This is a genomic window from Flexivirga meconopsidis (assembly GCF_026162425.1).
Taxonomy (GTDB): Bacteria; Actinomycetota; Actinomycetes; order Actinomycetales; family Dermatophilaceae; genus Flexivirga; species Flexivirga meconopsidis.
In genome coordinates this window covers 1,102,079-1,115,714 of record NZ_JAOBQJ010000001.1, presented here as the reverse complement: position 1 = coordinate 1,115,714, position 13,636 = coordinate 1,102,079, and the positions used below count along the sequence as shown (strand labels likewise).

Sequence of the window (13,636 nt, the reverse complement as noted above, 5' to 3'; positions counted from 1 at the left end):
CTCACGTGTTACTCACCCGTTCGCCACTAATCCACCCGTGCAAGCACGGGCATCATCGTTCGACTTGCATGTGTTAAGCACGCCGCCAGCGTTCGTCCTGAGCCAGGATCAAACTCTCCGCAAAAAACAAAAAATTCAAACCATGGCTAAAAAATCGATCAAGAGCAAAAATGCTACAAAAACGATCAAAACCAACAAACAATTGGCATCAATCACTCGACACGCTGTTGAGTTCTCAAAAAACGACCAGACAACCACCGCTGCCACCAATGCGATGACAGCAAGCAGAAGCTGTAGCTTCTTTCTTGGATCCCCTCGGCTCTTGGGCGTCAAGCCGGCCGTCGGCCTGCTCTCGCGCACTTGGCTCCGAGTGGAGGTATCAGCTTAGCAGAGGCTGTCGATCAGAGTCAACTCGGATCGATCAGTCTTCGGCGGGTGGTTCGTCCGGTCCCAGTCTGAGCTGGTTTCCGGCCGCTGCCACCCCGTCGGGCTGACAGGAAGAACATTAGACCAAGCCGTGGCGAACTTCCAAATCGGGCTGCCTGATGGGGCGTTTACGCTGGTCAGCGGCCCGCTAACCGTTACTCCGCGAAGAGCGTCAGCAGGTCGGCGCGGGTGAGCACGCCGACCGGCTTGCCCTCCTGCACCACCATCAGGGCGTCGTTCTTGGTGAGCAGTTCGCGTGCGCCCTCGATCGGTTCGCCGGCGCCGATCATCGGCAACGGTGCCTCCATGTGCCGCTCGACCGGGTCGGCCAGGTGTGCCGCACCGGCATACAGGGCGTCGAGCAGCTCACGTTCGCTGACCGAACCCGCGACCTCCCCGGCCATCACCGGCGGTTCCGCCTTCACCACGGGCATCTGTGAGACACCGTATTCGCGCAGGATGTCGATCGCGTCGCGGATCGTCTCGCTCGGGTGGGTGTGTACGAGCGCGGGCATGTTGCCGGTCTTGGCCTCAAGCACCTGGCCCACCGTGCGGTCGAGCGCGGCGTCCCGCAGGAAGCCGTAGCTACTCATCCAGCCGTCGTCGAAGATCTTCGACATGTAACCGCGCCCGGAGTCCGGCAGCAGCACCACAACCGTGGCGTCCGCCGGCAGCGTCTTCGCGTGGCGCAGCGCGGCGACCACCGCCATACCGCACGATCCGCCGACGAGCAGGCCCTCCTCCTTGGCCAGCCGCCGGGTCATCTCGAAGGACTCGGCGTCGCTGACCGCGATGACCTCGTCCGGGATCTTCGGGTCGTAGGCGCGCGGCCACATGTCCTCGCCGACGCCTTCGACCAGGTAGGGACGACCGGTGCCGCCGGAGTAGACCGAGCCCTCCGGGTCGGCGCCGACGATGCGCACGCGCCCGCCGGCACGGTCTGCCGAGATCTCGCGCAGGTAGCGCCCCGTCCCGGTAATCGTGCCGCCAGTGCCGATGCCGGCCACAAACGAGGTGAGCTTGCCGTCGGTGTCGGCCCAGATCTCCGGACCCGTCGACGCGTAGTGCGAGTTCGGGCCTTCGGGGTTGGAGTACTGGTCCGGTTTCCAGCCGCCCGGCGTCTCGGCCGCAATGCGGTCGGAGACGCTGTAGTAGGAGTCGGGGTGCTCCGGTGGGACGGAGGTCGGCGTGACGACGACCTCTGCGCCATACGCCTTGAGCACGTTGCGCTTGTCCTCGCTGACCTTGTCGGGGCACACGAAGATGCACTTGTAACCCTTGCGCTGCGCGACCAGAGCGAGTCCGACACCGGTGTTGCCCGAGGTGGGTTCGACGATCGTGCCACCCGGCTGCAAGGCGCCGGATTGCTCGGCCGCTTCGATCATCCGCAGCGCGATGCGATCCTTCACCGAACCGCCCGGGTTGAGGTACTCCACCTTCGCGAGCACGGTCGCATCGATGCCTTCGGTGACCTTGTTGAGCTTGACCAATGGGGTGCCGCCGACCAGATCGACGATGTGCTCCGCGAATTTCATGTGAGCATCGTCTCAGATGTTGAGCGGCTATCCGAGCCCACCCGACCTTCCCCGCTCGCGGCTGCGTCAGACCGCAGTGAGACGATCGACACTACGGGAAATCATCGGAGCCGTTGCGGGGGTGCACACCATGGGCCGAGCCAGACGAGCGCGCAAGATCGCCGCAATCGCCGCGTATGGCGGGGGCATCGGCGCGGCCGGCCTCGGCGCCGGCTGGGGCGTCCTGCTCGGCGAGGCCAAGATCGCGCGCCGGATCGTGGGGCAGCCCTTCGACGGGGCACCCGAGGACAGCGGCATATACGGCGCCGGTCCCGGGGAGCCGATCGAGCTGCTGATGGTCGGCGACTCGACCGCCAAAGGGATGGGCGCCGACACCGCCTACCAGACCGTCGGGGCAATCATCGCGACCGCGGCGGCGGCGCTCGCCGGTCGCCCGGTGCGCCTGACCAATGTCGCGGTCGTCGGTGCCACGTCTCCAGACCTCGGCGGACAGGTCGAGCAGGCGCTGGAGCAGGTGCCCGCACCGGACGCAGCAGTCATCATGATCGGCGCCAACGACGTCACCGGCCGGCTCTCGCGGTCCACCTCGGTGCGTCACCTCGCCGATGCCGTCGAGTCGTTGCGCGCAGCGGGCGCGGAGGTCGTCGTCGGCACCTGCCCCGACCTCGGAGTGATCGAGCCGGTGCCGCAGCCGCTGCGGCTGATCGCGCGCCGGTGGTCGCGCGACCTCGCGGCGGCACAGACGGTTGCGGTCATCGAGCACGGTGGGCGCACCGTCTCGCTCGGCGACCTGCTCGGCCACGAGTTCTCCGACAGCCCGTCGGTGATGTTCTCCAAGGACCGGTTCCACCCCTCGCCCGCGGGTTACGCACGAGCCGCGTCGGCGCTGCTGCCGAGCGTGCTCGACGCCCTCGGCCAGCAGTCCGCCGACACCGGCCGCCAGCCGGACCGTCGGCGCGGCGAGGCGGTCGACCCGGTGTCGGTCGCGGCGAAGCGGGCGGTCCGCGACCCCGGCACCGAGGTGTCGGCCACCGACGTCCGCGGCGCGGAGCGCGGCCGCCGCGGGCGCTGGGCGGTGCTGCTGCGCCGCCACCGGACCCCGCTGCCCGACCCGGACGAGCAGATCGACGAGCCGGCGACCGGCGAGGCGCAGGCTGCGGATTCCCAACAACTGCAAGAGGATTCGACTGACGCCATACACAGTTCGACGGGGGCGCAGTAGAGTCGCGCGCATGACCGAGACCACGGACCCCGACTGCCTCTTCTGCAAGATCGTCGCGGGCGAGATCCCGTCGCAGAAGATCGACGAGAACGACGACACGTTCGTCTTCATGGACATCAACCCGGCCACGCGCGGGCACGCCCTCGTGATCCCGAAGCGGCACACGCAGGACCTGACCACGATCGACCCGGCCGACCTCGCGGCGTGCGCACAGATGGCGCAGCAGATCGCGGTGCGGGCCAAGTCCCAACTGCACGCCGACGGCGTCAACCTGCTCAACTGCTGCGGCGAGGTCGCCTGGCAGACGGTCTTCCACTTCCACATCCACGTGATCCCGCGCTATGTCGACGACACCGTGCGCCTGCCGTGGATCCCGGCCCCCGGTGATGCGGCCGAGATCGCCGCTGCCGCAGAGGCGCTGCGCGGCTGAGCCCGGTGGGTGGGCAGGTGAGCGCTTGCTTAGTTGCTCGCCTAGACTGCGGTGACTTGCCTACCTCAATGGAGTGGAGCGCTCATGCCTGAAGCAGTCATCGTTGCCACGGCCCGCACGCCGATCGGGCGGGCCTTCAAGGGCTCACTGAAGGACATCCGGCCCGACGACCTCAGCCTGCAGGTGATCCAGGCCGCGCTGGCCAAGGTCCCGGACCTCGACCCAACGCTGGTCGAGGACCTCTACCTCGGTTGCGCAGAGCCCTGGGCCGAGCACGGCAGCAACATGGCGCGAGTCGTCGCCGTACTCGGCGGCTGGGACCACCTGCCCGGCTCGACCGTCAACCGCTTCTGCGCCAGTTCCGTCCAGACGACCCGCATGGCGGCGCACGCGATCAAGGCCGGCGAGGGTGACGTCTTCATCTCGGCCGGTGTGGAGTGCGTCTCCCGCTACGCCGATTTCTCCGGCGCCGGCGGCAGCAAGGCCGACTGGCAGAACCCGAAGTTCGACGAGGCCAAGGCGCGCACCGAGCAGACCGCCAAGGACAACACCACCTGGACCGACCCGCGCGAGAAGGGCCTGCTGCCCGACGCGTACATCGCGATGGGTCAGACCGCGGAGAACGTCGCCACGTCGCGTGGCATCACCCGCGAGCGCCAGGACGAGTGGGGCGTGACCAGCCAGAACCGCGCCGAGAAGGCGATCGCCGACGGCTTCTTCGAGCGCGAGATCGCGCCGGTGACGCTGCCCGACGGCACTGTCGTGAGCACTGACGACGGCCCGCGTGCCGGCGTCACCTTGGAGAAGGTTTCGACGCTGCAGCCGGTCTTCCGGGAGAACGGCACCGTGACGGCCGGCAACTGCTGCCCGCTCAACGACGGCGCGTCCGCAGTCGTGGTGATGAGCGACACCAAGGCCAAGGAGCTCGGGCTGACCCCGCTCGCTCGCGTGGTGTCGACCGGCGTGTCCGGCCTGTCGCCGGAGATCATGGGTCTCGGTCCGGTCGAGGCGTCGAAGCAGGCGCTGAAGCGCGCCGGCATGACGATCGGCGACATGGACCTCTACGAGATCAACGAAGCGTTCGCGGCGCAGGTGCTGCCGTCCGCCGACGACCTCGGCATGGACTTCGACAAGCTCAACGTGCACGGCGGCGCGATCGCGCTCGGCCACCCCTTCGGCTCGACCGGCGGCCGGATCACCGCGACGCTGCTCAACGGTCTGCAGAGCACCGGCGGCACCTTCGGCCTGGAGACCATGTGCGTGGGCGGTGGCCAGGGTATGGCGATCATCTACGAGCGGCTGTCCTGACCTCTCCTGCAGCGGCGCTGCCTCCCGAGATCGGCGAGGAGTTGCGCCGGATCGCGCGGCGCTGGCACGAGTTGCCGGCGCCGCGCGCTGCTGCGTCGGCACCGGACCTGCGCGCGCTCGCCCAGTCGCTGGCCGATGAAGTGCGGGTGGCGAGTGGGCGCTGGTCGGTGCCGCTGCCGGACCTCGGTGCGGCGACGCTGCTCGATCAGCTGCGGGTGACCGTGTATGACGCCACCGCCGCCGGCCAGACCGACGGCCTCGCGGACCGGCTGCGCGCGTTGCGGCGCGCGATCGGCTGAGCCCGGGGCGGCTCTGCGCGCGCGAGCGTCGTCGGAGAATGCATCCGACCAGCGAAACTCGCCGATAAGGCGAGTGACACGCCGTACGAACGCAGGTTTACGGCGCGTCGGCCACCTAATCGGTGAGTTTGGCGGCGGGTTAGCCCCGCGACGGGCGCACCCAGCGACCGTCGTCACAAAAGTGCAAACGTAGGGCGGCCCGGCAACCATGCTCGCCGGGCCGCCCTACGTTTCTTGGTCAGGGAGTCGGAGCAGCAGCCTCAGTTGCGGATGCGGGCGAAGAGGCGCAGCAGCTCGATGTAGAGCCAGACGACCGACACCAGCAGACCGTGCGCCATCAGCCAGGAGTACTTCTCCGGCAGACCGGAGTTGACGCCACGCTGGATCGAGTCGAAGTCGACCGCGATCGAGTAGGACGCCAGACCCACCGCGAAGATGCTGATGATGATGCCGAGCGGACCGTTGCCGCCGACCCCGAACGGGTTGTCGATGACGCCGGTGAGCACCAGCAGGAAGTTGACGATCGCGAAGAGGAAGTAGCCCATGATCATCAGGCCGAAGATCTTGCGCGACCGCTCGGTGACCCGGATGAGGCCGAACTTCCAGCCGGCGAACATGCCGGCGAAGACGCAGAGCGTGGCCAGCACGGCCTGACCGACGACGCCCGGGTAGGCCTGGTTGAAGAACCCGCTGGCCGCGCCGACGAAGAGCCCTTCGCATACGGCATACGCGAGGATCAGCGGCACCGAGATCACCCGCTTGAACGAGATCACGAAGCCGATGATGATGCCGACGATCATGCCGCCCATCCAGAGCGCGAGTCCGGCGCTCTGATTGGCGGCGCCGACGAACCAGCCGACCGCGGCGAAGACGAGCAGGATGCCGAACAGGCCGAGCGTCTTGGTCACGACGTCGTCCAGCGTCATACGACCCGACTGGCGAGCCGTGGCCGACGGCGCGTTGTAGGCCTTCTCCAGGTCGGGCTGGCCCATCGGCGCTCCCGGGTAGCCGCCCATCTGCTGCCCGGGGTAGCCCTGTCCCGGGTAACCCTGGCCAGGCTGCTGTGGGTAGCCGTACTGGGCAGCGCGCTGCTGGTCAGGCGTGCCGAACTGGCCGTACTGCGGCTGGTCGCCGGCCAGTCGGCCCTTCTCCAGGTCGTCGTTGAACCGGTTGAACACCGGGTTGGATGCCATCGTGGTCCTCCGTCTACATCGGCGCGCCGGCCGGTGGGATCTTGTCAGCAGTCTACGGTCCGGACGCTCACCAGCAGTAACGCCGAACCGCGCGGCCCTGGTTCCCCCGGCTCAGACCGCGACATCCTCCTCGAGTTCCTCCTCGACGCGGGCGCTGAGCCGGCCGCGCTCGAGGCGCGCGGCTGCCGTCGTACGACGCCGCTCGACCAGGTGCGCGAGGCCGATGCAGAGCACCCCGAGCGCCAGCCAACCGAGGAGTATGGCGAGAGGCCCGGCGATGCTGACGTCCGGGAAGTACAGGACGCGTCGTAGCGACTCCACGAAGCCGGCGCCGATCCAGAAGTTGTGCAACAGCCCGAAGAACGCCGGCTGCAGCGTCGTCGGGAAGACGCCGCCGGACGTGGTGAAGTTGAGCGCGACGAAGACTGCGGCGTAGGTGATCGTGCTGAACCGGCCGAGGATCGGATGCAACCCGACGCCGATCAGGAGCACGGCCGCGGTGTAGAGCAGGGACAGACCCCAGACCGCGGGCAGGTCACCGGGGAACATCCCGTAGAAGCCGCGGGCGATCAGCAGCCCCACCGTGGAGATGACGACGGCAGCGCCGAGCGCGATGCCGACGCGGTCGCGCAGACGGCGGCTGGCACCGGCTGCCCCGATGGCGATGGAGCTCGCGTAGGAGCCGACGGTGAGCGCGACGAGGAAGAAGAAGCCGTTCTGGCCGACCGGGTCGCTGGCCGGCACGCCGGTCACATCACGGGTGACGAGAGGTACCCCTTGTTTGGCGGCAACCGGCGAAAACATCTGTGTCGCAGCACTTTTCGCGGCGTCGGAGGCCATCGTGCTGACCAGCAGGGTCGCCTGCTTCGGGCCGGGCACGTAGGCGCCGGTGAGGTCCAGGTGCCGGAGTTGGTCGGTCGCGGCGGCGGTGCTCGGCAGCACCGTGACGTCGGCCTTGTCCCCCAGCGCCTGCTGCATCGCGCTCGCGACCGGCTGCGCCTGCGCGGTCGACCCGACGACCGCGAGCGGCACCTCGTGCGGCGCCGGCTTGTGGAAGCCGCCCAGATAGGCGACCGCCATGATCAGCCCCATCAGGACCGGCAGTGCGACGTGGCTGAGAACCGTGCCGAGCGGGGCGCGCTCTTGCGTCATACGGGTGAAACTCCTCGCGACTTGAAGTTGTCTAGTGCAACTTCAAATCAGTATAGTCACCCTATGACCTCGGATGCCAAACCGCCCGCTGCCCGCGAGCGCGAGACGCGACGGGTGCTGGAGCAGCTGCGCGCGTTCACCCGGCGCCTCAACCGCAACTGGTCCAGCTACGTGCCGGAGCTGACGTTCAGCGACTTCATGGCGCTGCGTGCGGTCGCCGATCTCGACGTGCCGACGGTGCAGGACATCGCGCGCGAACTGCGCATCGACAAGTCGTCGGCGAGCCGGCGGGTGGCGGCGCTGGAACGCGACGGACACATCGAGCGGCATCAGATCCCGGGCGAGCGGCGCGCGCAGGAGCTCACCCTCACCGATATCGGGCGGCGCACTCTAGCCTCCGCCGAGCGCACCAACCTGGACACGCTCGGCGAGCGGATGGCGGACTGGAGCGACGCGGACATCGCGCGGCTGGCGCAACTGCTGGAGCGGCTCAACCGCTGATCTGCCGAAGTGCCCCCGACGGGACTCGAACCCGCACTCCAGCGATTTTAAGTCGCCTGCCTCTGCCAGTTGGGCTACGAGGGCGGGAGCCAGATTAGGCCTTGGTCAAACACGAAAGGAATGCGAGTGGCCGGTGGGAGGGTCAGGGCACGCAGTGTCCGGCCCTCCCACCGGCCACTCAAGCATTAGTCGGCGAGTCCCAGGGCGATGCCGTCGAGGATGTCGTGCTCGCTGGTGAGCACCGTCGCCAGACCCGCCTCCGCGGCGACGCGCTGCACGATCGTGCGCCAGATCAGCGCTCCCGAGCCGATCACGTCGACCCGACCGGGGTGCATGAAGCCGAGCTCGGCGCGCTGCGCGCGCGTCATCCGCAGGAGTGCGTCGCACGAGTCAACGACCTGTTGCACGGTCAGCGCAGCGCCGTTGATCCGCTCCGGGTCGTATGCCGGCAGCCGCAGCGCGTTGGCGGTGATCGTGGTGACCGAGCCGGCCAGGCCGATCAGTGAGCGAGCGTCCCTCAGCGGCACGACCTGTGCCGCCGTGTCGATGAGCGCGTCGATATCCGTTGTCGCTGCAGCGATTTCGGCGTCGGTCGGCGGGTCCGAGCGCAGGTGCCGCTCGGTGAAGCGCACGCAGCCCATGTCGACCGAGCGTACGGCGGTCACCTGCTGCTCGCCCAGCACGAACTCGGTCGAGCCGCCGCCCAGGTCCACCACCAGGTATGGCGCAGGCGCCGCACCGTCGGCCACGCTCGTCGCCCCGCGGAAGCTCAGCTGCGCCTCCTCGTCCCCGCTGATCACCTCGGGGCGCGTGCCGAACGCCGCGAAGGCGTCGGCCACCCCGGCCGCGAACTCGGCGGCGTTGGACGCATCGCGGGATGCCGAGGTCGCGACGAATCGGACCCGTTCGACGCGCAATTGCTCGCATTGCGAGGCGTATTCGCGAGCCACGGTGAGCGTGCGCTCCATCGCCTCGGGCGCGATGCACCCGGTCACGTCGACGCCCTGGCCGAGGCGGACGATCTCCATCCGGCGCACCACGTCCCGCAGGGTGCGGCCATCGGTGTCGGCGACCAGGAGCCGGATCGAGTTGGTGCCGCAGTCGACCGCGGCGACCCTCGTCATACGTCCTGCTCGGGGGTGTCGGCGACGACGCCGCAACAGCCGCGTTCCCACCACTGCGGCAGTGCGGCCAGCGCCTGGTCGCCGAGCGGGTTGACGCCCGGGCCGACCGCCAGCGAGTGAGCGACCAGCACGTGCAGGCACTTGACACGGTCGGGCATGCCGCCGGCCGAAATGCCTTCGATCTCAGGCACATTGCCGAGCTCGGAGCGACGGCGAAGGTAGTCGTCGTGTGCTGCCCGATAGGTCGCGGCAAGGTCGGCGTCGGCTGTGAGTTGTTCGGTCATCTCGCGCATCATGCCGTCCGCCTCCAGCGTGCCGATCGCGCTGGTCAGCCGCGGGCAGGTGGCGTAGTAGGTGGTCGGGAAGGGCGTGCCGTCGGGCAGGCGAGGAAGAGTGCGCACCACGGCCGGACAGCCGCACGGGCACCGTGCGGCGACCTCGACCACACCGCGCGGCAGCCGACCGAGCTGCTGCTCGATGGCCGCCAGGTCGGCGGGATCTACTGCGGGACGTGCGTGCTCGGTCACGAGGGGACGGTCAGTGCTTTCCGGAGGCGACGACGGACTGCCACATCTTGCCGTACCAGGTGCTGTTCTTGTCCTGCTGGGCCTTCGCCTCTGCCGCCGTCTTCGGGTCGCTCGTGACATAGATGGTCAGGGTTTGGCCCGGTTTGGCGAAGCCGAGCCGGGAACCGGCCTGCGCTTCAACGTATTTCGGGTCGTCCCACTGCTTCTTCTGCTTCTGCAGGTCACCCAGGTCCGCCTGCTGCGCCGCGACCTGCTTGTTGAGGTCGGCGATCTCATTGCGCTGGGACAGGTAGGAACGCAAGGTCGGGGTGATGACGACCGCGAGGAAGACCAGCAGCACGCCGATCACGGTGAGCCGGCGCATCGACCGCGGCGACCGGGCGGAGCGCGTCGCGCGAGCCCGCGGCGCGCCGCCGGTCGCGGTGCGCACCGACGTCTGTCGGCCCTTCGTCGCAGACCCGCCGGAGGCCGGACGAGAGGTCGCGCGAGCGCGACCCGGGCGGGTCGATCGCGAATCTCTTGTCATCGAAGGCCTCCTTCGGGTCTCGAGCTTAAGACGATCAGGCCTTGAACCGTGGGAACGCGCCCGCGCCGGCGTAGACCGCGGCGTCGTCGAGCTCTTCCTCGATGCGCAGCAGCTGGTTGTACTTCGCCACGCGGTCGGACCGGGCCGGTGCTCCGGTCTTGATCTGGCCGCAGTTGGTGGCGACCGCCAGGTCGGCGATCGTGGTGTCCTCGGTTTCGCCCGAGCGGTGGCTCATCATGCAGCGGAAGCCGTTGCTCTGCGCGAGGCTGACCGCGTCGAGGGTCTCGCTCAGCGTGCCGATCTGGTTGACCTTGACCAGCAGCGCGTTGGCGGTGCCGGAGTCGATGCCGCGCTGCAGCCGGGTCGGGTTGGTGACGAAGAGGTCGTCCCCGACGATCTGCACCTTGTCGCCGAGTTGGTCGGTGAGGGTCTTCCAACCCTCCCAGTCGTCCTCGCCCAGCGGGTCCTCGATCGACACCAGCGGGTATGACGCAACGAGGTCCGCGTAGTAGTCGGTCATCTCCTGCGCCGACTTCTTACTGCCCTCGAAGGTGTAGGAGCCCTTGTCATAGAACTCGCTCGCCGCGACGTCGAGCGCGAGCGCGATGTCCTTGCCAGGCTTGAAACCGGCCGCCTTGATGGCGTCGAGGATCAGGTCGAGCGCGGCCCGGTTGGTCTCGAGGTTCGGCGCGAAGCCGCCCTCGTCGCCGAGGCCGGTCGACAGGCCCTTGTCGTGCAACACCTTCTTCAGCGCGTGGTAGACCTCCGCGCCCCAGCGCAGCGCCTCCCGGAAGGAGCCGGCACCGATCGGCGCGATCATGAACTCCTGGATGTCGACATTGGAGTCGGCGTGTGCGCCGCCGTTGAGGATGTTCATCATCGGCACCGGCAGCAGGTGGGCGTTGGGTCCGCCGACGTAGCGGAACAACGGCAGGTCGGCCGAGTCGGCGGCCGCCTTGGCGACCGCGAGACTCACGCCGAGGATCGCGTTGGCGCCGATCTTGCCCTTGTTGTCGGTGCCGTCGGCGTTGATCATCTCCTGGTCCACCAGGCGCTGCTCACTCGCGTCGTAACCGAGCACGCGCGGCGCGATCTCCTCGGCCACGGCGTCGACCGCGTCCTCGACGCCCTTGCCGCCGTAGCGCTTCTTGTCGCCGTCGCGGCGCTCGACCGCCTCGAACTGACCGGTGCTCGCACCGGACGGCACCGCGGCCCGGCCGATCGTGCCGTCGTCGAGGGCGACTTCCACCTCGACGGTCGGGTTGCCGCGCGAGTCGAGGATTTCGCGGGCGAGCAGGGCGTCGATCGTGGCCACGTGGTTTCTCCTGGCGGATCAGGTGGGACTGCGCGCCATACGAGGGCGCTGTGCTTGCCTGCCGAGCCTATCCGCCGGGCCACGGCGGATCCGGCACCGACCCGCGGACTGGACAGTAACCAGACGGGTTTCAGCCGGCGGCCAGAGTGGGAACCGCGGACAACTCGGCCAGTTCGCGGGCGTCGGCGTTGCCCCCGGTGCACACCACGCCGATCCGCCCCGGCCGGCAGTCGTGGTGCAGCGCACCGGCAAGCGCAGTGGCCCCCGCGCCCTCGGCGAGGGTGTGTGCCGCGCTGCCCAGCAGCCGCAACGCCGACATGATGGAGGAGTCGTCGACGAGCAGGAATTCGTCGAGCCGGTCGCACATGACCGACAGCGGCAGGGCGCACCCGCGCGAGGTCGCCACCCCGGCGACGCGGGTCGTGCAGGACGCCTCCTGCACCTTTCCGGCCCGCCAGGAGTTGTATGCCGCAGGCGCCGCCGCCGACTGCACCCCGATCACGGCACAGTCCGGCGCCAGCTCGTCGCGCACCAGGCAGGCGGCCGCGGCCCCTGAACCGCTGCCGACCGGCACGTAGATCGCGTCAAGGTCCGGGTGCTGACGCAGCAACTCGAGGTAGAGGGTTGCGTGGCCGTGCACGATCGCCGGCTCGTCACCGGGACTGACGAAGCGCATCTGTCGTGAGTCCGCGAGTTCGCGCGCGTGATCCAGAGCCGCGCCCATCGTCTCGCCGTGGCGCACTACCTCGGCGCCGAGCAGCCGGGTGGCGCGCTCCTTCTCGGCCGCAGCGGAGTGCGGCATGACGATCACCGCGGGTGCACCGAGCAGCCGTGCGGCATACGCGACGCTCTGGGCGTGGTTGCCGGTGCTTGCGGTCACCAGCCCCGACGTGCGGTCGGCGCCGGTGAGGCTCGCGGCGAACGCCACTCCCCCACGCACCTTGAAAGCGCCTGTGGGCTGGACATTCTCGTGCTTGACGATGACCTCGGCTCCCACCTCCTGATTGAGAGCCGGGTAGGACCAGGCCGGCGTCGGCGGAAGCTCACCGGCGATCGCGTCGGCGGCCTGCAGGACTCCGGCGAAGCTGAGACTGGTCATGCGAGCAGTGTGGCGGCCGCGCCATACATCGGTCCAATAGATGGTTTCTCGCATATCATTCGAACTTGTCGATATCTTGTCGCCATGCTCGATCTGCGTCGCCTGCAAGCCCTGGTCGCCGTCGCGCACACCGGATCGGTGTCCGCGGCCGCCGACGAGCTGCGCTACGGCCAGCCGACGATCTCCCACCATCTGCGCCGCCTGGAGGCCGAGACGCAGACGGTCCTGCTGCAGCGAGTGGGGCGGGGTGTCCGGCTGACCGCCGAGGGCGAGGCGCTCGCCCATCGGGCCGAGGAGATCCTGGCGCTGGCTCAGCGGGCCGAGGACGAGCTGCAGCAGGCAGCCGGATTACGAGCCGGCAGAGTGCGATTGGCGTCCTTTCCTTCCGCGGCGGCGACGCTGGTGCCGCCGATGCTGAAGATCCTCGCGGGGACCGCACCCGGGGTCGCGATCGAGCTGATCGAGGCCGAACCTCCCGATGCGGTGACGATGCTGCGTGCTGGGGAGGTCGATCTCGCGATCACCTTCACCTATGGCGACGAGGAAGCCGACCTGCTTACCGCCACCACAGTGACCGAGGATCATCTCTATCTGGTGGAGCCGAACACCGAGCGGGCGCGCCGGGCGGACCGGGCGCTGCGCGCACACCGCGGCACCCGGTGGGTGGCGGGCTGCGAGCGCTGTCGAGCCCAGCTCGTAGACCTTTGTGCCGCAGCGGGTTTCGCACCCGAGGTGACCTTCGCCACCGACGACTACGTCGCGGTGCAGGCGCTCGTCGCGCAGGGGTCATTGGTCAGCATCCTGCCGGGTCTTGCTCTTGCCGCGCACCGCCACCCGAAGGTGCGCGTCACCCGGCTCGCGGCGACACGGCAGGTGCAGGTCGTGTCGTACGGCGCACCGCCGCGCCCGCGGGCAGTGGACGCGGTCGCCGCCGCACTCCATCGCGCGGGACGGAACCTGCCCCCGACAGACTGACCGG

Annotated in this window: 14 protein-coding genes, 1 tRNA gene and 1 rRNA gene; 6 read left to right on the top strand and 10 right to left on the bottom strand. The window is 68.9% G+C overall.

What is annotated here, in order from left to right:
• Nucleotides 1-124: ribosomal RNA gene (locus tag N2M23_RS05385) — 16S ribosomal RNA — on the bottom strand; the annotation flags it as partial.
• A gap of 457 nt (nucleotides 125-581) precedes the next feature.
• Nucleotides 582-1,961 carry a cystathionine beta-synthase gene (locus N2M23_RS05380; protein ID WP_265443844.1) on the bottom strand — a complete coding sequence of 460 codons (1,380 nt, stop codon included), beginning with the start codon at nucleotides 1,959-1,961 and terminating at the stop codon, nucleotides 582-584.
• Nucleotides 1,962-2,091: 130 nt separating this feature from the next.
• On the opposite strand from N2M23_RS05380, the gene N2M23_RS05375 reads away from it, so the two are divergent.
• The 4 genes from N2M23_RS05375 (at nucleotide 2,092) to N2M23_RS05360 (ending at nucleotide 5,220) form a co-directional block, all read left to right on the top strand.
• Nucleotides 2,092-3,183 (top strand): SGNH/GDSL hydrolase family protein, encoded by a 1,092-nt coding sequence (locus N2M23_RS05375; protein ID WP_265443843.1) that lies wholly within the window; start codon nucleotides 2,092-2,094, stop codon nucleotides 3,181-3,183.
• 10 nt (nucleotides 3,184-3,193) lie between these two features.
• Nucleotides 3,194-3,613 (top strand): HIT family protein, encoded by a 420-nt coding sequence (locus tag N2M23_RS05370; RefSeq protein WP_265443841.1) that lies wholly within the window; start codon nucleotides 3,194-3,196, stop codon nucleotides 3,611-3,613.
• A gap of 84 nt (nucleotides 3,614-3,697) precedes the next feature.
• Nucleotides 3,698-4,921, top strand: coding sequence for an acetyl-CoA C-acetyltransferase (locus tag N2M23_RS05365; protein WP_265443840.1), 1,224 nt, complete (start codon nucleotides 3,698-3,700; stop codon nucleotides 4,919-4,921).
• A complete protein-coding gene (locus tag N2M23_RS05360; RefSeq protein WP_265443839.1) occupies nucleotides 4,870-5,220 on the top strand; it encodes a hypothetical protein in 351 nt (116 codons plus the stop codon). Before N2M23_RS05365 ends, N2M23_RS05360 begins: the two co-directional genes overlap by 52 nt.
• Before the next feature lie 260 nt (nucleotides 5,221-5,480).
• Here N2M23_RS05360 and N2M23_RS05355 read toward each other — a convergent pair whose 3' ends face one another.
• Both N2M23_RS05355 and N2M23_RS05350 read right to left on the bottom strand, forming a co-directional pair.
• Nucleotides 5,481-6,413: a Bax inhibitor-1/YccA family protein gene (locus N2M23_RS05355; RefSeq protein WP_265443838.1), complete on the bottom strand. Its 933-nt coding sequence runs from the start codon at nucleotides 6,411-6,413 to the stop codon at nucleotides 5,481-5,483.
• Between the two features lie 111 nt (nucleotides 6,414-6,524).
• The gene (locus tag N2M23_RS05350) at nucleotides 6,525-7,565 is read right to left on the bottom strand and encodes an ABC-2 transporter permease (protein ID WP_265443837.1); all 1,041 of its coding nucleotides are present in this window, start codon (nucleotides 7,563-7,565) and stop codon (nucleotides 6,525-6,527) included.
• 63 nt (nucleotides 7,566-7,628) lie between these two features.
• On the opposite strand from N2M23_RS05350, the gene N2M23_RS05345 reads away from it, so the two are divergent.
• The gene (locus N2M23_RS05345; protein ID WP_265443835.1) at nucleotides 7,629-8,066 is read left to right on the top strand and encodes a MarR family winged helix-turn-helix transcriptional regulator; all 438 of its coding nucleotides are present in this window, start codon (nucleotides 7,629-7,631) and stop codon (nucleotides 8,064-8,066) included.
• A gap of 10 nt (nucleotides 8,067-8,076) precedes the next feature.
• On the opposite strand, the gene N2M23_RS05340 is transcribed toward N2M23_RS05345, so the two are convergent.
• The 6 genes from N2M23_RS05340 to N2M23_RS05315 all read right to left on the bottom strand — a co-directional run bounded on the left by N2M23_RS05340 (nucleotide 8,077) and on the right by N2M23_RS05315 (nucleotide 12,657).
• Nucleotides 8,077-8,150: transfer RNA gene (locus tag N2M23_RS05340), tRNA-Leu, on the bottom strand.
• A 101-nt stretch (nucleotides 8,151-8,251) separates the two neighbouring features.
• Nucleotides 8,252-9,190, bottom strand: a complete 939-nt coding sequence (locus tag N2M23_RS05335) for a Ppx/GppA phosphatase family protein (RefSeq protein ID WP_265443833.1) — start codon at nucleotides 9,188-9,190, stop codon at nucleotides 8,252-8,254.
• Nucleotides 9,187-9,717 carry a DUF501 domain-containing protein gene (locus N2M23_RS05330; RefSeq protein ID WP_265443832.1) on the bottom strand — a complete coding sequence of 177 codons (531 nt, stop codon included), beginning with the start codon at nucleotides 9,715-9,717 and terminating at the stop codon, nucleotides 9,187-9,189. Before N2M23_RS05330 ends, N2M23_RS05335 begins: the two co-directional genes overlap by 4 nt.
• 10 nt (nucleotides 9,718-9,727) lie before the next feature.
• Complete coding sequence (locus N2M23_RS05325; RefSeq protein WP_265443830.1) at nucleotides 9,728-10,243, bottom strand: FtsB family cell division protein; 516 nt, start codon at nucleotides 10,241-10,243, stop codon at nucleotides 9,728-9,730.
• Nucleotides 10,244-10,277: 34 nt separating this feature from the next.
• Nucleotides 10,278-11,558 (bottom strand): phosphopyruvate hydratase, encoded by a 1,281-nt coding sequence (eno, locus tag N2M23_RS05320; protein ID WP_265443828.1) that lies wholly within the window; start codon nucleotides 11,556-11,558, stop codon nucleotides 10,278-10,280.
• Between the two features lie 130 nt (nucleotides 11,559-11,688).
• The gene (locus N2M23_RS05315) at nucleotides 11,689-12,657 is read right to left on the bottom strand and encodes a threonine ammonia-lyase (protein ID WP_265443826.1); all 969 of its coding nucleotides are present in this window, start codon (nucleotides 12,655-12,657) and stop codon (nucleotides 11,689-11,691) included.
• 84 nt (nucleotides 12,658-12,741) lie between these two features.
• Here N2M23_RS05315 and N2M23_RS05310 point away from each other — a divergent pair, with 84 nt between their 5' ends.
• Entirely contained in the window at nucleotides 12,742-13,632 is an 891-nt protein-coding gene (locus N2M23_RS05310) for a LysR family transcriptional regulator (RefSeq protein ID WP_265443825.1), read from the top strand.
• Nucleotides 13,633-13,636: the final 4 nt, after the last annotated feature.